This is a genomic window from Streptomyces aculeolatus (assembly GCF_020400605.1).
Taxonomy (GTDB): domain Bacteria; phylum Actinomycetota; class Actinomycetes; order Streptomycetales; family Streptomycetaceae; genus Streptomyces; species Streptomyces aculeolatus.
Genome location: NZ_JAINRD010000004.1, coordinates 396,221 through 412,528, shown reverse-complemented (window position 1 = coordinate 412,528; position 16,308 = coordinate 396,221). Strand labels below are relative to the sequence as shown.

The window sequence follows — 16,308 nt, the reverse complement described above, 5'->3', positions numbered from 1 at the left end:
GTTGGGGATGCCGCAGCCTATCTAGGCGTGCACCGGGCTGGGGTGGGGCACCAGGGAAGGCGCCGGGCTGTCCCGGTAGGTGGCCGCTCGCTCGCCGAGGAGCTGCTTGCTGAGCTGGTACGTCCTACGAACCGACTGCGTGTTCTGCTGATCCAGTACGATCCCGAGGGAAGCGCACAGTTGTTCCAGGTCGTCAATGCGGCGTCCGAGGTCAGCCATCGAGTGCGGATCGCACGTCAGAACCCGCAGTACGAGCTGCTCCTGAACCTCCGTGATCATCCCCAATTCCCGGAGCTGGAAAAGCTTCCACTTCCGGTTGGGGACGAGCCTGCTGCAGGTGATGTATATCCAGTCGATGACTTCATCGAGTGCCATGGACAAGACGACGTGGCCGGACGGCGGCCCCACTCGGCGGGCCTGCTTGAGGGCGATTTCTCGTGAGTCCCAGGTGATGCGGTTCAGGAGATGAAGCCTCTGCTGCTGCTGGAGATGCTGCTGCTCCCGTGTCTTCAGCGCGATGAGGTCGCCGAATCGCCCTGCGCGATCCAGCAGCGGTTCTCCCTTGTTCGCATAGGCGTCGCATTTATCGCTGTTCCACACGGTACGGACATCCGCTTCGTACTGGTAGACGAGCTGGTGAACGTTTACTTCCATCCTTCCCCACGGAACGGGCAGATAGAAGCTGAACTCGGGCACCCAGTCCGGCAGCCGATCGGCGAGGAGGTGATAGGTCTGCTCTGGCTTCGGCCGCCACTCGTCCGAACGGAGCGGGACGTCGAGAACGACTGAGAGGTCGAAGTCCGAATCCTCCCCGAAGACTGTTACGTTCTCGCTCGTATCAGCGGACGACGACAGCACGTAGAGAGCTTGGACTTCGGGGTTCTTCCCGAGTTCCGCAATGAGGTTGCTGGCGCATCGCCGTGCCTGTGCTCGTAGTTCGGTGGTGGATGTCAAGGCGGACCGTGCTCCTTGGTCAGATGAGTGGACGGTTGCGCAGTTCTTTGAGACGGCTCACGAGAATCGGAGCGACCATTTGGTGGGTGCGTTGGATGTGTGCGAGTGAAGGCCCGCTGTTCCCCTCGATGACAGTGGGGCCCTGGGGGGTGAGTGCGATGTCCCAGCCGATAAGGGGGGTCTGCGGGAAGAGGTGGGCTGCTCGCTCCGCCAGCTCGGTGATGCCCTTGATGGCGGAGATTTTGTGGCCGGCGAAGCGCCTTCCCGTTACCGGATGGCACTGGTGGCGATGCATTGTCCGGTCGTAGCCGAAGCGGTCGAGTTCACCGGTGTCGATATCGACCCGGACCTGAAGCCCTCCGGCACCGGAGTTGTCGGTATGGCCGGTGCTGCCACCGAGCTTCAACATGGAGTACAGCGTCTCCGCGCCGCTCGCCCGCAGGCAGGTGATGACGCGGAAGGTGTTGAGTGCCGAGGGGTTGAGCTTGGCCGTTTCCTCATGCTGCGAGGCGTGCTCCTCGATCAGCCAGGATCCCCAGCGGCCGGCGTAGTCGCACAGCGAGAAATCCTCTCCGTCCGGCCGCGGCATGAGCAGCGTGACGCCGCTTCCGCCACTGGAGTACCGGGCCGGCTTGATCACCATCGGTGCGTGCGCCGGCAACGCCCCCATCGCCGCCTGCAGCGGCAACCGCATGCCGTCCGGCCAGAACGCGCTGCTGGCATCGCCACTGAGTAGCAGCCGCGGCTGGGGGACACCTCCTGCCGTGAGGACCCGCTTGCAGACGATCTTGTCGTCCAGGAGCACGGTGTCCCTGTTCACCTGCGGGAGCAGCCGTGCGAACAGCACCGTCTCCGGCAGAAACGTCCGGCACTCCGCCAAGTCCAGACCACGCCGGTAGAGCCTGTAACGGAAGTAGTGAAAGGGAACACATCTCCAATGGCGCCCGAGCGCCAGCAACTCCCGGCCCATACGCCACGCGGACTTCCGGTCCTCCTCTCCCCGCATCACCGGCAGGTGCTCCGCCAGCAACTGCCGCGCCTGGTAGCCGAACGACCCCGGCCACATCAGACGGGGAAGGACCCTGGCCCGGAAGCGGTCCTCCGTTCCCGCTTGGCGGACGTTGAGGTTGATCGCGCGCCCACGGCTGGTCATCGCCTACCCCCGGCCGTGAGTTCGGCAGCGATATCGTGCCGAGCTTCGAATCCGTCCGGTAAGGCGAAGGCCGGCTCACCGAGGGCACGCCAGCACTGCCGCGGTCCCCTGAAGGGTCGACGGCCGTGCAGCCAGCGGTGGTTGTCCAGGACGTAGCCCTGGCCGGTGCCCAGCCTCAGCACGTGCCGGTGGGTATCGAGGGCGGTCTTCCATTGTTCGAGGTGGGGCTGGATGAGCGGGCTGAAGCGTACGAGGTCGTCCTGCCGCATCCGGATCCGCACGCGTCCGCTGCCGGTGACGGTGATCACCTGGCCCAGGTGCCCGTCGCCGGATCCGAAGAACGCCGTCCGAGGTCGCGCGAGGGATGCCGCGGCACGGGCGTCGCACTTGCTGAGGTGCTCGTACGCCTCGCGGCCGTCGACCAGTACACATTGCCCGCCGCTGATCGCCGGGCGGGCGCAGGCCAGCAGCATCAGCCGGGGAGGACGCGGTGTGCTGGAACCTTCGGTGTGCACCGCCAACTCCCCGGAGCCGAATCCGGCGCTGCCAGGACCGCCGGCCCGCAGGGGCGATGGATGAAGGGCTGTCAATCCGTCGGGGTCGCTGTCGCGATGTGCCGTGATGGTCATGAGCCGGCGCGCCAGATCCAACACCGCGCCTCGGGTGGTCAATCCCCCGAGAGCGACCAATCCGCGTGCCCTCAGCCGTTCCGCGATGACCTCCCCGGCGCCTGCGGCGGTGTGGTCGACGAAGTGCCTTCCGAAGACGTCGGCCGAGTCAGGCAGAGGACCAGACATGTCGCTGTCCTTCCAGATGCGGTAGCTGAAGCTCAGAGTCGGCACCGCCGGGGGCCGTGGTAAAGCGACAACCTGTCGACTCCGACAATCCGGGCACACACCCGCAGAGCTGACCGGGCGCGTGCTACGTTCCGGACATCTCCCATTCGCCGTCGACCCCGAGGACCTGTGATGGCTCCCTCGCCGACCTGGCCGGTGTCCGTCAAAGCCGTAGTCGTAGATGCCCACCGGCGCGTGCTGCTGCTGAAGAACGAGCGGGAGGAGTGGGAACTGCCCGGCGGCCGGCTGGATCCGCTCGACCCCGTCCCCGAGGCCGCGGTCGAGCGGGAGGTGAGGGAGGAGACCGAGTGGGAGGTCAAGGCGGGACCCCTGCTGGATGTGTGGATCTACCAGCCCCTGCCCGACACGCTGCCCGAGCGCCGGGTGGTCATCGTCACCTACGGCTGTCAGGTACTCACCCCCGAGGCGGTACCGGTAGCCAGCCACGAGCACAAAGACATCGGCCTGTTCACCGAAGAGGAAGTCCCACAACTGCGCATGCCGGATGGCTACAAGCGCTCGATCGCCAACTGGTACGCCCGCATCTAACCGCCCATGGCCGAACAACGCGCCGAGCACGCTGACGGAGAAGCGGAGCTGACCGCATCGGCTGCGGTGCCCGCACACGTGCTGTGGCACTGGGCCACCCCGCAGGCCGAACACGTACTCGCCCGCCGCGACCTCGCCGGCATCCTGCGCTTCCACAGGAAGATAACAGGGACGAACCAGACCGCTCTCGGCGAACGCCTCGGCTACGACAAGACCTATATCTCCGCCCTTGAACTGGGCAAGCGCTCCGTAGACGACATCGCCTCCCGCCGCCGCATCGCCCAGCGCCTCGGCCTGCCGCCGCACGTGCTCGGCGTGACCGACTCCGCCGACGTCGACCATCGAGCCATGGTCCAGTTCGGCGAATCGACCATCCGCCTGGCCGAGATCGCCCGCCAGGCCGGCCACGCCGCCGAAGCGGTCGCTGAACTGTGGCCGCTCGTAGCGCGCCTGGAGGCCCGGCTTGCCGAAGGACATGGAGAGCGTGAGGTTCTGCGCCTGCTCGCCGGGGCGCGACTCGGCCTCGGGGTCGCCCTGGGCAACGTGCTGCCCGAGGAGCGGCTGAGTACAGCCGCCCGCTGGACGGCCAAGAGCCTGGTCATCGCCCGCCGATTCGAAGACACCCGCTTCACCTGCCAGGTCATGCGGATGCACGGCAACGAACTGCGCAAATCCCTGCTGAACGGCGCCGCCGTCGACCGTCTCCGCCATGCCCTGGCCCTGGCAACCGATCACGCTGCCGAGGCAGCCGTCTTGCCGCTGCTGGCTCGGGCCGCCGGCGCCCTGGGGGACCACGAACTGTTCGACCAAACCCTCCAGCAAGCTGCCGCCCTGCTGGAGCAGACCGATCAGACCTCCTTGTTCAACCCCTTCGCTCTGCACGAGATTCGCCTGCGCGGGCTGCTTGCCACCGGGCGTACCCGCACCGCCATCCAACTTGCCCAAGACGAACCGCCGCTGACCACCACGGTCGCACCCCAATGGCAGGTCATCGGACTGATCACCAGCGCCCGCGTACACATGACCGCCGGCGACCCGCGCGGCGCACACGACCGTCTCGCCGCGGCCGTCACCGAGGCCGCCCGCCAGCGCCTGCCCCACCAGCTGCAGCGCATCCTGCGCACAAGCCGCGGTGCTCTGCCGGATATCGAGGACGCAGCGGCCACCGAACTGCACCGATTGCGCAGGGAGATGGCGGCCTGAGTGCCGATGGACCAGTCCCGTGCGTTCCGCCCGCACCACGCTTCTGCTCGATTCGTCCGCTGATGCGTCGCCGCGGCGCTCGGCGATCCCGAGAGGCTGCCGGGATGCCGGCCCGCGGACCTGGTGACCACGCCTCGACCGGTGCCGGGCACTTGTGTTCACGGCGGTCATGCCGAGCATCGCTCGTCGCCTTCGTGCTCGGCGGTCGGTTCAGGGTCGCCACTGGGCAAGAGCGTCAACCAGACGTCCTTGCCCATGCTGGCCGGGGAGACGCCGAAGCTGTCGGCCACGCTCATCACCAGGTGTAGTCCACGTCCGCGTACGGCTTCGACGCCCGGCGCGGGCGGTGACTGCGGTGGGGTGGGGTCGGGATCTCGTACGCACAGGAACAGCCCGCCCGGCATGCGCGTGATCGTCAGCCGCGCGGACGTCGCGCTGGTGCCGGCTGACGGCTCGGCGTGCTTCCAGACGTTGGTCAGTAGCTCCGAGACCGCCAGAGTCGCACGGTCGATGAGTCCGGCATGGCCCCACAGCCTCAGGTGCGCACGCACGACGGAGCGGACGGCGGAAACTGCTTCCGGCACCACCACCAAGTCCATCTGCAGCTGCCCCGGGGTGCTGCTCGTCATCGTGCGGGTCCCGCATGCCTCGGCGGCGGGTGCTGTCAGAAGGTTGGTCATCGCGGGCCCACTTCGGTCTGCGGAAATCTCGTCAACGAGATCGGACTGCGGTGTGTACTGATTGCGAATCGGTCAGCAACCATTGAGTCAGGGCACGTGCTCCACGTGCAGATCTGGATGCGGAGGACGCAGATATCCGCATCACGACCCAGGAAGTCCCTCGATGCCGCAGCCAGAGAAGCCACTCACCCCCGATGCCTCCCCACGGGCCTGGTTCGGTGCCGAAGTCCGCCACTGGCGTAAGCAGCATGGACTCTCCGCAGCCGGGTTAGGCCCGAAGGTGCAGGTCAGCCCATCGGTCATCTCCAAAATCGAAAAGGGCGTCTACAGGTGCCGACTGGACCTGGCCCAGCGCCTGGATGAGGTGCTCCAGACCGGAGGGGTGCTGGAACGCGCCTGGGCGATGGTCTTCGCTGATGCGGAAAAACCGCGGCGTGATGCGGATAAACAGGCTCTGGGCCCTCGCAGGGGCACCGCAGAGGTGCACGACCGTCGCATCCTGGGCACAGACACCTCCGCCCGACCCGGGAGCCCTGCGCCAGTGGACCGCCGTGCCTTCCTCGCCGCCAGCAGCCTGGCCGCCTTCACCCCGATAGACCTCGCCGACCTCGTAGCCCCGGTCGGGCCACCACAGCTTCCTCACCAGATCGACGCCAAGGAGGTCGACCAGCTCTACCGCGTCGCCGACAGCATCCACCGCTGGGACAACGCCCAAGGCGGCGGCGGCCTCGTCGGCGAGGTCGCCAGCCGCGCCATGGAATGGGCCGTACGGCTCCTTCCTGTCGACTGCCCGGAGCCCCTTCGCCCTCAGCTCCTGGCCGCCGTCGCCCGGCTGGGCATCGTGGTCGGCGCCAGCCACTTCGACGCCTACGCCCACGACGACGCCCGGGTGGCCTTCAAGATCGCCTCCGAGTGCGCGGAAGAAGCCGGCGACTGGCACCTGCGTGCCAAGACCTTCAGCTTCCTTGCTCGTCAGGAGATCTGGATCGGCGATCCTGACGCCGGTCTGACCCACGCGGAGAAAGGGCTGGTCCGCGCCGACCGGCTCACCGCGACCGAGCGGGCGATGCTCCACAGCGCCCGAGCCCGTGCCTTCGGCAAGATGCACGACGTGCAGGGCACCCTGGCCGCGGTCGGGGCGGCCGACGACGCCTTCGCCCAGTCCAACCCGGACGACGATCCACCCTGGATGGCGTACTACGACACCGCGCAACACCACGGCGACACCGCACACGCCCTGTACGACCTGGCCCTCCACGCCGACCAGCACCCGGGACCAGCTGGACGGCGCTTCGAGATCGCCGTCAACGGACACGGCGACGCCTTCGCCCGCTCCCGCGCCATCTCCCGCACCAAGTGGGCCAGCCTGCTCATGGCCACGGGCGATCCTCACCACGCCACCGCCCTCGGCCACCAGGCCCTCGACGACGCCGGCCGCCTCACCTCCCGGCGCGCTGCCGACGACCTCAAGGAACTCGGCCGCCTCGCCGGGCGCCACCCCAAGCGCGAAGAGACGATGTATCTCCGCCAGCGGATCGCAGCGACCTTGCAGCCATGACGAACTCGGCCGCTCTCGACCGCTCCGTTGTGGAGGCCGCCTGCACCAGTGCCGGCTTCGATGCGACCGGCGCCGAACCGGTGCGGGTCGCCGAGAACGAGATATGGCGCCTGCCCCGCGAGCAGGTGATCGCCCGTATCGCCCGCCCCGGCCAGTGGCCGGCCGCCGTCCGCGAGGTGCAGGTCGCCCGGTGGCTCGCTGACAATGAGGTGCCCGCTGTGCGCGCCCTGCCGATCGAGCAGCCCGTCGAAGCATTCGGCCGCCCGGTGACCTGGTGGCACGAACTCCCACGCCACCAACCCGGCACGGTCATCGACGTGGTGACGCTGCTCAAGCAGCTCCACCCGCAGCCCATCCCCGACCTGCCGCTCGGCCGGCTGGACCCGTTCGTCATGGTGGCCGAGCGCATCGAAGCGTCCACCTCGATCCCGGACGACGACCGCACCTGGCTACGCCGGCACCTCGCAGAGCTCCAAGCCCGGTGGGCTGATCGCCCCAAAGGCTTGCCCGAGTGCGTCGTCCACGGCGACGCCTGGACAGGCAACGTCGCCCGCACAACAGACGGACCCGTACTGCTCGACTTCGAGCGGATGTCGATCGGACCACCGGAATGGGACCTGGTCTCCACCGCCGTCAAAATGACCACCACCGGCGGCGTCACCCGCGCTGAGTACGCCGAGTTCTGCGCTGGATACGGCACCGACGTCACCCAGTGGAAGGGCTACGAGCTGCTCGCCGCCGCCCGCGAACTACGCATGACCACCTACGCCGCCCAGCACGCCGCCACCCGACCAGAGTGGCGCCGAGAAGCCCAGCACCGCGTCGACTGCCTCCGCGGCCGTACCGCGCCCCGCCCTTGGCACTGGAAGGGCATCGCCTGACCTGTAAACAGTGCAGAAGCGGCACCGCTTTACATCAAGGCAACCGGACCGAATGCCGGCCCGAGGTGATCCCGGCACTTACAAGCAGAACCGGGCTGCCACGGGCCCCATTCCGAGTCCTCCATTCCCGTCGACGCCGATCTCCATGCCCACGCCGCCGTACTCAACGTGCACCCCGCGGAGGGCCGCTGGCGTCAAGGGAACTCGCCGGCAGGTCGGCCCTCAGCGAGGCGGGCGGGCGACCGGGAGGAGTCGAGAGCAGGGGAGAGACTCCGTCTGCCTGATCTTGCCGAGTTCGAGCTGACGGAAGAGATCCTGCCCGCGCGGATCCGCCCACATGACGCCGAGAAGCCCAGCACCGCGTCGACTGCCTCCGGGGCCGTGCGGCGCCGCGCCCCTGGGGCTGGCCGGGCATTGCCTGACGCGGTCAGCAGTGGAGTGTCGGCGGATTGCCGTGCCGTGCTGCTGTCACGCGGTGCCGGCCGGGGCGCGGGAGGCGGATTGGATGTTGTCGAGGAGCTGTCCGAAGGTGACGGGTTTGTCAGCGGGGCTGTCGTCGAGTGCGGTGAGCAGGGTGTGCCAGTGTTCCGGCTGGGTGCCGCACTGTGCGATCAGGTGGGGCAGGGCGAGGCTGGGTTCGTGCCAGACGATAACTTCGACGGCGGGTAGCTGGCGCAGATGGTGCAGGGTGTGGTGGCGGGAGCCGAGGACGGCGTGGTGCACCTCCTGCTCTGACCACACGCCCTCGGATTCCGGGGCGTCCAGCCAGGATTGCAGCACGGCGCCCGGGTCGGGGTGGCGGTCGAGTTCGTCGTCGGTGAGCAGCCGCAGAACGGCCTCGTTGACGTCGTCCGGGGCGAGGGCCGCCGCGGCTGTCTGCAGCCAGTCGGGGGCGCGGTTCTGGCGGCCGATCCAGGAGAGTTCGAGCGGGTGCAGCGCGGGGAGGGTATCGGTGACCGCGGTGCGCGGGGTGTGGGGGTTGCCGGCGAGAGCCGTCAGCGCGGCGGCCCGCCGGTGCTGGTAGTTGCTCTCCAGAAGGCGTGCGGGACTGTTCCAGTCCGTGCCGGCGGTGATGCGCGCCAGGTGTGGGCTGGGCGGGCTGGACACGACTGCGGGCTGTTCGAGTGTGGTGAGCAGGGCGCATGCCTTGGCAAGGTGCGCGGGGTTGATGCTGAGCAGAGCGAGGTCTTCGACCACGGTGACGGCCTGCTGGTGGTAGCCGTCCTTGGGCTTGCGGGGTGGAGTGAGCAGCCTGCCGCGGCGCACGCAATCGTCTGCTGCGGTGTGCAACCGCTCAGCGGCGATGTCGAGGAGGCGGGGGTTGGAACGCGCCCGTTGGGCGGTGTGGTGGAGCCGGTGGCGGGCGGTGACGCTCGGCTTGGCCAAGCCGGCCATCTCCGGCAGGCACAGGGCGGGCAGGCAGGCCCGCAGAAGGTCGCTGCCGAGTGCCGGGGATGGCTCTGGCTGCTCGGCGAATCCCATGTCCGAGTGGAGGCGAGCACGCTGCGGCGCTGCTGCTCTGTTTCGGCATGGTCGAGCAGGAGGTGCTGGACGGCCGCGCCGAGGGTGGGGTGTTCGACGAGCGCGGGCCACCGTTCGGGGCAGGTCGCCAGGATTCGCCAGGGGGCGCCCTCGCCGAACTCGTGGGGCAAGCCCATGTCGAGGCGCTCGGTCAACTTCCATCCCTCGTGCTTGCCGGGATCGTGAAGAAGGCGGACGAGCGGGGTGAGGGCGTAGTCCAGTACGGCATCGAGGAGGGCCGGCGGAACGGGCGGGGCCTGCTCGGCGCGTGGGCGGTAGCGGTTGGGGTCCCACTTGTCGATGACACGCTCCAGGTCAGTGTCGTCAAGGCGGGGGAGTAGGCAGATCGCGTCGTCGACTTGGTCGGGGCGCCGGGCCAGGCCGATGACCAGATCTGGTGTCGGACGGTGGGTGCGCAGAATCGCCGGAAGGTCAGCCGTCGTGATCACACCCTGGGCGGCGAGATCCGCGAGTTGCTGGTCCTCGGCCTGCTGAAGGAGTCGACGGCGCAGGGCCGGTGCCGTCGTACGCCGCAGCAGGGTGGGCAACGCGGCCCCGAACGCCTTCTTCCGCCGCTGTTCACCTCGCCTGTCGAGGTCGTAGAGGTCGCGGGCCGGCGTGCACAGCGCCTCGATCACCGCGGGCAGCGCCTCATCCGGCAGCTCTTCAGCTTCAGCGAGTTGCTGCCACATCGGGTACGTCCGGGCATTGATCATGTGGCCGCCTCCCAAGGGATGTTGACCTGCCGTGACCAGACGGTCACCAACTTCCGGGTGTGACCGTACGCGGGGCGCTCGGCCGCCGGGTTCGGATTGGGCAAATGGCCAGCAGAACGCGGCTATCGGTGTCGCCAGTGGTAGTGGACCTGCTGTACGTCTGCTTCGAGTACGTCGCGCAGGTCATCTTCGGCTGCAGGTACCTCAAGGCCGAGCGAGCGGGCGACCTCGCGGTAAGGCGTCGTCATGTTCGGGTCTCCCGCAGCGACCAGGGACGACAACAGCGCCTGGTCGGCGGGTGTGGCCTGGTCGACGAGGGTGAGGACCTGGATGCGATCTGCGAGGGTCATCTGAGGCAGCGCGGAACCGAGTTGCTGCGTCAACCGGGCCCAGCTGGTGGTGGTCTGCTCGCGGGCTGCCTTCTTGAGTGCCCCGCGCACGGCAGCGGCAGCCGATTCCAAGACGTCCGGTCCGAGTTCGCTGCGCGCTTGGGGTTCACAGCCCGGCTTCTTGGGCTGGGACACCTTCCCGATCCAGGACCTGGCTTCGCGCCGCTCATCGGCGGATAGCCAGTCACCGGCGGCTTTCACGACCGTTTCCAGCTCCTGCGCCAGCTCCCGCCGCTCGTCAGCGGAGCGATGGAAGCGCTGGTCGAGGCGCTGAAGGATACTCCTGGCCCGGCGCACTGCCGCGCGGCGTTCCCGCCGTTGCATCCGGGCGCTGTTCTGTTCCTTCGCCGCCGCCTGCGGCTGGGGTACCTTTCGCGGTTGGGAACGCGTGCGCTTGCTGCACGGTGACCCGGGGAGGGACTTGAGCACGGGCAGGCCCGACCGGGGGTCGGGGAGGCGATTCTGCTCCCGGAGGAAGGCCCTGGCCGCCGCCAGGACGCGCTGTTCGGAGGCGCTGGCGCCGCGCCGGGTGAGTGTCGCGGCCGACGGCAGTTGGGAGCGGACATCGAAGGCTCGCTTCTCGGTGACCGCCTTGGCGAGGTCGGCGAAGACGCGCCGCTGGTAGTCCTCGTGGCCGGCCAGCCACGTCCGGGCTTCCTGAAGGGCGACCTCTGCTTCGGTGCGGGCTGTGGCACCCAGGCTTTCGAGGAAGGCGCCGCTGCCGTCACACAAGCGCCGTACGTGCTCGACGGTCCCGGAGCGCTGGGCGGTCTCCAGCCCGCGGATGAACCGAATCACGCTCTTGGGTAAAGCTCCCGAGCGTCGTGCCGTCGCGGCCGGCGCAGCATCAGCTGTCGGGGGGCGTTGCCGCAGGATCTCGGTGGCGGCCGGAGTGATGAGGCCGTCGTCGGTCCACGCGCAATCGGCGACGGGGACCCACTCGGTCGGGTGGGCCAGGCTCTGGGTGCCGATCCACACCCGACGGCTGGCGCCGTCGCTTTCGCACCGCACCCGGTACACGTACGGGCAGCGGGAGAACGCGCCAGGATCCGGAATCACCCCCGGGCCCAGAACGGGGATGCGGCCGTCTGCCCAGTTGGGCGGTACCGCCTGGTCCATGTGGACGCGCAAGGTGATGCCGTCCTCAAGGTCCACGTCCAGCAGGGAACCGATCGGCGGCGGGAAGGCGAAGCGGCCGGCTCGGCCGTGCTCCAGCAGCGACTGTGTCATCGCCGACTTCACATACAGATGGTCGGCGCTGGACTCGCCGACTTTCGGCCGACGGCAGGCGTGCGGTGCGCCCCTTGCCTGCGGATAGTGCTGGAAGTGGCACAGCCGGTCGACGTACAGCTTGTGAGCGAGCTGGGCGCCGCAGCCGCCCAGCAGAAGCCCGCACCAGAAAGTGTCGTGGGCGTGCGCGCGACGGAAAACGTCTAACTCGATCGCCTCGGTCGGCAGTAGGACGGGCACGTCCGAGTGCTCGTCACCGACCACAGCCGTCTGTACCAGCCGCGTATCCCGCACGATTTCGCCCCCAATCGCCCCCGCCGACGATAGATCCGCAGGTATCCGTTCGACAGGAGCCGAACGTCCCCTTCCCCGACCTGCACCCGCCTCCCTCTTCTCCGCTACGGCCTGCTTCCCCCGGTCAGCCCAATCGGCCTTTTCCCTCTGCGCCGGGCGTCATCACCAAAGGGTGGGTGCGGCCTCGTCGGCTGGTGCTCCCGGCATTCCGGGCGGGACCGCAGCGGAGATCAGCTCGTGCCAGGTTGTGTACTGGGAGGCGGCAAGGAGCAGCACCTGTGCGGCGGCGTAGGCGTCGAAGGAGGCCCGATGTCTCTGCGCAGGGGCTTGGGACAGGTCCAGGTCGAGATGGTCGATGAGCGCGTCGAGGCCGTGCCGAGGGGCGTCGGTATATGTGACTCGGGCCAGTCGGAGGGTGTCCACTACTCCGGCCGGTTCCCAGCCGGGGAGGTGGCGTGCGAGGGCTCGGTAGTCGGTACCGGCGTTGTGAGCGGCGATCCACGCTCCGTCGAGCACGTGTCGGACCTCGTCGGCGACTTCGTCCCAGGCTGGGCAGGTGGCGAGCTGGTCGTTGGTGATGCCGTGCACCCGGGTCGCGTGCTGGGTGACGGGGCGGGGCGGTCTGATTAGCCACGCGAGTGCGGTGCTGACGTCCGGCGTACCCGTGCGCAGCGGGAGGGCGGCGACTTCAACCAGGTCGGGCTGGCTGGTGCCGTTTCCCTCGACATCGACGACGAGCAGCCGAGACGGCCAATCCGTGGGATTCACGAGGACCCCTCTTCCTGGGGTGAGCAGGCCGCCGACGGCGGAACCGGCGGTGTAACTCTGATCGGTATGCCCCCGCCGCCTGGTCACACGCCGAGCGAGGGCGTGCGACTCTCCCACCTTGGTCAGGTGGTGTGCTGGTGCCAGGCGGCCAAGACCGTCTGGACCGCTTCGGAAGTCTTCTGCTGCCCGGTGGAGTCGGCCCATTCATAGCCGTCGTGTTCGGTGAGCCGTACCCCGGATCCCTCGACCGTGGCGGCGAAGTTGAACTGGCGGGTGGGCCGGCCCGAGCCTGAGGTGTAGTCGAGATGCCCCAGGTAGCTGCTGATGCCGGTAATGACCAAACCGGTCTCCTCTTCCACTTCGCGCCGCAGGGCGTCGAGGAGGGGTTCACCGCGATCGACACCGCCGGAGGGCAGCTCCCACAGGTCGCCGAGAAAGTCTCCGGCGGGCCGGTGTAGCAGCAGCACCCGGCCGGTGTTGTCGGGAATGACGGCACCGACGACGTGCTTAGTGATGCCGTCGGCATCGGCTGCGGCGGTGAGTGCTTGGAGCAGGGCTTCATCGACGGGTGCAGATACGATCACAACAGCTCCTCGTGGTGGCGTCGACATTGGCTGGGGTGGATGTAAGCGTGCGGAGGCGTGCTCTTCGTCTACATCGCCGCCGCAGACAGGAACTCATACGCTCCACACAGCCTGGTTGGAGGTGCACTGGGTGGCGCTGCTGTCCAGGCGGATGTCCAGTGCTCCGGGGGCGAAGCTGTCGGCGCGTCGACCGTGGGGAAGCGTTGTGGGGTCGAGGCCGTCGCGGCGTGCAATCAGCAGGCCGAGTTCGTGTCGGCTGATCGCGTCCGGGCCGGCGGCATGGCGGACTCCGGAGTGCTGAGAAGTAGCGAGTTCGAGGATTGCGGCGGTGAGGTCTGAGATGTGCACTGGGCAGCGGATATCGTCGGTGAACAGGAGCCCGTGCGTGCGTCCGGGACTTCCTCACCAGCGCCTGCCCCCCCGCTCAGCGACGCTCGCAGAAGTGATGGACGACCGGCTCCAGGTAGTCCGCATGCGGACCAGCCAGACCCCCAACCTCCTCCGGCGAGGACACCAGGGCGATGTCGTCAAGCTCCGGCTCACGCCCCCGGGCGCGCTCAACCGCCGCAGCAGAGGCCAGACCAGCCCGCAACGCCACCTCGCACCGCGCCGGGGCCAGGTAGGTAAAGCCGACACTGCCGGACTCGCCGTGGGTCACGATCCACAGCCGCAACTCCTCGGCGAGCACGCCGATCCCCACCTCCTCGACGAGTTCCCGTGCGGCCTGGCCGGCCAGAGCCGACTCGTCCAGCACCTCCCTTGCCGCGGGAGGCTCCACCGAACCTCCCGGCAGTTGCCAACGGCCCGGGGCGGCCGTAGAAGGCGCCATCCTCGCCGCCAGCACGCGACCATCGTCAACCGGCTGGAGGACGTTGACGAACAGCGAGGGCAGCGCGGTCGCGCCAGGGACACGACGTAGCGCGTAGTGCCGGTAGGTCACTCGCACCCAGGACAGACGCAGCATCCGCGGGCCCAGCCACTCCAGCCCTCCGCACGCGACCACGGGACCGTCGAAGAGGGCGGGGTTGGCCCGAACTGCCTTCTCCCACACCCGATCTCGGGCCTCGGCATCCTGGAGAGGCAGCGGAGGCTCCTCAACTTCGGCGAGCACAAGCTGCTCGACATCAAGGATGTCAATGCCCACAGGGGGCAGGGTCGCGGTCACCGGCTCATCGTAGAACCGTGAACGCTGCAAATCCCCGGTCCACGCCGCGAGCAGGAGCGCCACTACACCAGGATGTCGCCGCCCGTGTCATTCCAGGCGCTCGATTACAGTCGTGGTCTCCGCGGGCCCTGGGTGGCGAACCATATGGCCACTCTCATGGTGGCGGCAGAGACTACGGCAGCGGAGGGCGCTGCGCCCTTGCGCTCAGCTCACCGGCGCTGGCCGCGGGGGCGATCCATTGCCCGCTCCCCGGTCGACAGGACGAGCATCACGCGGGCGTCCCACCGGTAGGTGCGGCAGAAGGTTTCGATCCTTCCGCCGAGGTCCGGGGCGGAGAGTCGGATCGTCGGTTGCAGACTGACAGTGCGGTCCGGCCAGTCGTGTCTGGCCATGACGCTGGCCGGGCGCCAGTCGCCATCCGTGAAGACGAGCAGACGCGGCGGGTGCCTCGTCGAGTAGATCCGGACGCGCGGTGGCCGGCCCATGTCTTCGTTCCAGGGCGGCGCCTCGATAGCATCGCTCATGCGTTCGACGCTAAAGGTGCTCTCTCGCGATGCTGCTGCCGAGATTCAGGTCAGTCCCGCGTCGCGCCTTCCGGCCAGAGCACGCGCACGGGTACGCCGTTGCGCTGCGCGTAGGCGACCACATCGGCGGTACCGCCGTAACCGCGGGCCGGCTGCCGATCCCACACGGCGAGCAACTCGTCGACCAAGCCGACGAGGATCTCCGAGCCGACCATGTGCGCCCAGGCGTCCGACGCCTCCAGCCCGGACGGGTACACCTCAGCAGTAGCGGCCATGAGGGCGTCGTATTCGGCGTGGTGGTCGGCGGGCAGACCGTCGCGGTACTCGGCGGCAGGGGTGACCACCTCGACCCGCCCGCCGTGGTCGAGCACGAGCCGCGCGAACCAGCTGTCGGGGCCGTCGGCGATACAGGAGACACCGACCAGTTCCCACGGGTAGTGCCGTTCGACTTCGACGCGCAGCGCGGTGCGTACCCGATCCTCGACGTCCTTCGGGAGGTCGCGGTGCCCGGTGATGCCGACTCGCATGTGGGGTGTCCCTTCCGGCTGGTGTGGGTCACACGTACGTGCCGGGCCGGTCACGTCTCGACATCGCGCCCGTGGACCAGCTTCACCAGCAGGTGCGAGTCCTCCAGGCTCGGCAGCACGATATCGGCCCCAGCCTGGCGCAACTGGGCCTCGTCGCTGCTGCCAGATGCGACCGCGAGGACCCGCACGCCTCGCTCGTTTCCGGCCGCCACGTCGGCGGGTGTGTCTCCGATCAGCACCGCGTCCGTGGCTGGCACGCCGGCGCGTTCCAGGGCGAGGGCGACGAGGCGGGCCCGCTCGTCGTGCTCCTCTCCATACGCGCCGACATCCCAGCGGATATGCCGGTCCAGGCCGAAGACCTGCAACTTGATCTCGGCGACGGCGCGGACGTTGCCCGTGACGACCGACTGCGTGAGCGCGGTGTCGGCGGCAAGGGCGTCGAGGGCGGTGGCCGCGCCGGCGAGTGCGTGGCCCCGCTCGCGGAGATCGCCGGCCCGCTTCAGGTGCTGTTCGGTGAGGGCGCGTGCGAAGCGCTCGAAGGTGCTCCGATCGGTGGTAAGGCCGTGCAGGCGTGCGGTCTCGCGGAAGATGACCGACTCGGTGATGCCGTCGACCTTCGCCTGTCTCTCCATCGTCTGGCCGGTGACCTCACGGAACGCTTCGCCAGACAGCTCATGGCCGACACCGCCGGTGTCGATCAGGGTGTGGTCGATGTCCCACAGGACCAGCCGCGCCATGGGCGCCTCCTCCAACTGCGGTAGCCTGCCTGGCTCAAC

Annotated in this window: 18 protein-coding genes and 1 pseudogene; 6 read left to right on the top strand and 13 right to left on the bottom strand. The window is 68.6% G+C overall.

Annotated features, from left to right (window positions below):
- Positions 1-21: 21 nt before the first annotated feature.
- From LG396_RS10405 to LG396_RS10395, 3 genes are read right to left on the bottom strand one after another with little or no spacing between them, the layout of a single operon-like run.
- The gene (locus LG396_RS10405; RefSeq protein ID WP_225794503.1) at positions 22-954 is read right to left on the bottom strand and encodes a hypothetical protein; all 933 of its coding nucleotides are present in this window, start codon (positions 952-954) and stop codon (positions 22-24) included.
- A gap of 19 nt (positions 955-973) precedes the next feature.
- Positions 974-2,107, bottom strand: a complete 1,134-nt coding sequence (locus LG396_RS10400) for a sugar-transfer associated ATP-grasp domain-containing protein (protein WP_225794502.1) — start codon at positions 2,105-2,107, stop codon at positions 974-976.
- A complete protein-coding gene (locus LG396_RS10395; RefSeq protein ID WP_225794501.1) occupies positions 2,104-2,949 on the bottom strand; it encodes a TauD/TfdA family dioxygenase in 846 nt (281 codons plus the stop codon). The genes LG396_RS10400 and LG396_RS10395 overlap by 4 nt, the downstream gene beginning before the upstream one ends.
- Before the next feature lie 126 nt (positions 2,950-3,075).
- Here LG396_RS10395 and LG396_RS10390 point away from each other — a divergent pair, with 126 nt between their 5' ends.
- Together LG396_RS10390 and LG396_RS10385 are read left to right on the top strand one after the other, a co-directional pair.
- Complete coding sequence (locus LG396_RS10390; protein WP_225794500.1) at positions 3,076-3,492, top strand: NUDIX domain-containing protein; 417 nt, start codon at positions 3,076-3,078, stop codon at positions 3,490-3,492.
- Positions 3,493-3,498: 6 nt separating this feature from the next.
- On the top strand, positions 3,499-4,695 hold the full coding sequence (locus LG396_RS10385; RefSeq protein WP_225794499.1) for a helix-turn-helix domain-containing protein: 1,197 nt from the start codon (positions 3,499-3,501) through the stop codon (positions 4,693-4,695).
- A gap of 167 nt (positions 4,696-4,862) precedes the next feature.
- Here the strand turns inward: LG396_RS10385 and LG396_RS10380 are convergent, their stop codons facing one another.
- Positions 4,863-5,375, bottom strand: coding sequence for an ATP-binding protein (locus LG396_RS10380; protein WP_225794498.1), 513 nt, complete (start codon positions 5,373-5,375; stop codon positions 4,863-4,865).
- A 163-nt stretch (positions 5,376-5,538) separates the two neighbouring features.
- Here LG396_RS10380 and LG396_RS10370 point away from each other — a divergent pair, with 163 nt between their 5' ends.
- Both LG396_RS10370 and LG396_RS10365 read left to right on the top strand, forming a co-directional pair.
- The gene (locus LG396_RS10370; protein ID WP_504968055.1) at positions 5,539-6,933 is read left to right on the top strand and encodes a helix-turn-helix transcriptional regulator; all 1,395 of its coding nucleotides are present in this window, start codon (positions 5,539-5,541) and stop codon (positions 6,931-6,933) included.
- Positions 6,930-7,814: a phosphotransferase enzyme family protein gene (locus tag LG396_RS10365; protein ID WP_225794497.1), complete on the top strand. Its 885-nt coding sequence runs from the start codon at positions 6,930-6,932 to the stop codon at positions 7,812-7,814. Before LG396_RS10370 ends, LG396_RS10365 begins: the two co-directional genes overlap by 4 nt.
- A gap of 468 nt (positions 7,815-8,282) precedes the next feature.
- On the opposite strand, the gene LG396_RS10360 is transcribed toward LG396_RS10365, so the two are convergent.
- Positions 8,283-9,296, bottom strand: a complete 1,014-nt coding sequence (locus tag LG396_RS10360) for a hypothetical protein (RefSeq protein ID WP_225794496.1) — start codon at positions 9,294-9,296, stop codon at positions 8,283-8,285.
- 47 nt (positions 9,297-9,343) lie between these two features.
- Between LG396_RS10360 and LG396_RS10355 the strand changes: the two genes are divergently transcribed.
- Complete coding sequence (locus tag LG396_RS10355) at positions 9,344-9,676, top strand: hypothetical protein (protein WP_225794495.1); 333 nt, start codon at positions 9,344-9,346, stop codon at positions 9,674-9,676.
- 66 nt (positions 9,677-9,742) lie between these two features.
- Entirely contained in the window at positions 9,743-10,114 is a 372-nt protein-coding gene (locus tag LG396_RS10350; RefSeq protein WP_225794494.1) for a hypothetical protein, read from the top strand.
- Positions 10,115-10,173: 59 nt separating this feature from the next.
- On the opposite strand, the gene LG396_RS10345 is transcribed toward LG396_RS10350, so the two are convergent.
- From LG396_RS10345 to LG396_RS10310, 8 genes and pseudogenes are all read right to left on the bottom strand, one after another.
- Complete coding sequence (locus tag LG396_RS10345) at positions 10,174-11,934, bottom strand: hypothetical protein (protein ID WP_225794493.1); 1,761 nt, start codon at positions 11,932-11,934, stop codon at positions 10,174-10,176.
- Between the two features lie 192 nt (positions 11,935-12,126).
- Positions 12,127-12,732, bottom strand: a complete 606-nt coding sequence (locus tag LG396_RS10340) for a 3'-5' exonuclease (protein ID WP_225794492.1) — start codon at positions 12,730-12,732, stop codon at positions 12,127-12,129.
- A 122-nt stretch (positions 12,733-12,854) separates the two neighbouring features.
- A complete protein-coding gene (locus LG396_RS10335; protein ID WP_308190087.1) occupies positions 12,855-13,316 on the bottom strand; it encodes an NUDIX hydrolase in 462 nt (153 codons plus the stop codon).
- Between the two features lie 68 nt (positions 13,317-13,384).
- Positions 13,385-13,709 (bottom strand): annotated as a pseudogene (locus tag LG396_RS10330) (dTDP-4-dehydrorhamnose reductase); the annotation flags it as partial.
- A 31-nt stretch (positions 13,710-13,740) separates the two neighbouring features.
- On the bottom strand, positions 13,741-14,544 hold the full coding sequence (locus LG396_RS10325) for an NUDIX hydrolase (RefSeq protein WP_308190086.1): 804 nt from the start codon (positions 14,542-14,544) through the stop codon (positions 13,741-13,743).
- 146 nt (positions 14,545-14,690) lie between these two features.
- The gene (locus tag LG396_RS10320) at positions 14,691-15,005 is read right to left on the bottom strand and encodes a hypothetical protein (protein ID WP_225794491.1); all 315 of its coding nucleotides are present in this window, start codon (positions 15,003-15,005) and stop codon (positions 14,691-14,693) included.
- Positions 15,006-15,055: 50 nt separating this feature from the next.
- A complete protein-coding gene (locus LG396_RS10315) occupies positions 15,056-15,532 on the bottom strand; it encodes a hypothetical protein (protein ID WP_225794490.1) in 477 nt (158 codons plus the stop codon).
- Positions 15,533-15,582: 50 nt separating this feature from the next.
- Positions 15,583-16,269, bottom strand: a complete 687-nt coding sequence (locus tag LG396_RS10310; protein WP_225794489.1) for an HAD family hydrolase — start codon at positions 16,267-16,269, stop codon at positions 15,583-15,585.
- Between the last annotated feature and the right edge of the window lie 39 nt (positions 16,270-16,308).

Excerpts from the sequence above, each read along its gene's own strand:
- LG396_RS10390 (WP_225794500.1), top strand. The coding sequence starts at position 3,076 with ATGGCTCCCTCGCCGACCTGGCCGGTGTCCGTCAAAGCCGTAGTCGTA.
- LG396_RS10360 (WP_225794496.1), bottom strand. The coding sequence starts at position 9,296 with ATGGGATTCGCCGAGCAGCCAGAGCCATCCCCGGCACTCGGCAGCGAC.
- LG396_RS10365 (WP_225794497.1), top strand. The coding sequence starts at position 6,930 with ATGACGAACTCGGCCGCTCTCGACCGCTCCGTTGTGGAGGCCGCCTGC.
- LG396_RS10380 (WP_225794498.1), bottom strand. The coding sequence starts at position 5,375 with ATGACCAACCTTCTGACAGCACCCGCCGCCGAGGCATGCGGGACCCGC.
- LG396_RS10315 (WP_225794490.1), bottom strand. The coding sequence starts at position 15,532 with ATGCGAGTCGGCATCACCGGGCACCGCGACCTCCCGAAGGACGTCGAG.
- LG396_RS10320 (WP_225794491.1), bottom strand. The coding sequence starts at position 15,005 with ATGAGCGATGCTATCGAGGCGCCGCCCTGGAACGAAGACATGGGCCGG.
- LG396_RS10400 (WP_225794502.1), bottom strand. The coding sequence starts at position 2,107 with ATGACCAGCCGTGGGCGCGCGATCAACCTCAACGTCCGCCAAGCGGGA.
- LG396_RS10370 (WP_504968055.1), top strand. The coding sequence starts at position 5,539 with ATGCCGCAGCCAGAGAAGCCACTCACCCCCGATGCCTCCCCACGGGCC.
- LG396_RS10385 (WP_225794499.1), top strand. The coding sequence starts at position 3,499 with ATGGCCGAACAACGCGCCGAGCACGCTGACGGAGAAGCGGAGCTGACC.
- LG396_RS10355 (WP_225794495.1), top strand. The coding sequence starts at position 9,344 with ATGGTCGAGCAGGAGGTGCTGGACGGCCGCGCCGAGGGTGGGGTGTTC.
- LG396_RS10310 (WP_225794489.1), bottom strand. The coding sequence starts at position 16,269 with ATGGCGCGGCTGGTCCTGTGGGACATCGACCACACCCTGATCGACACC.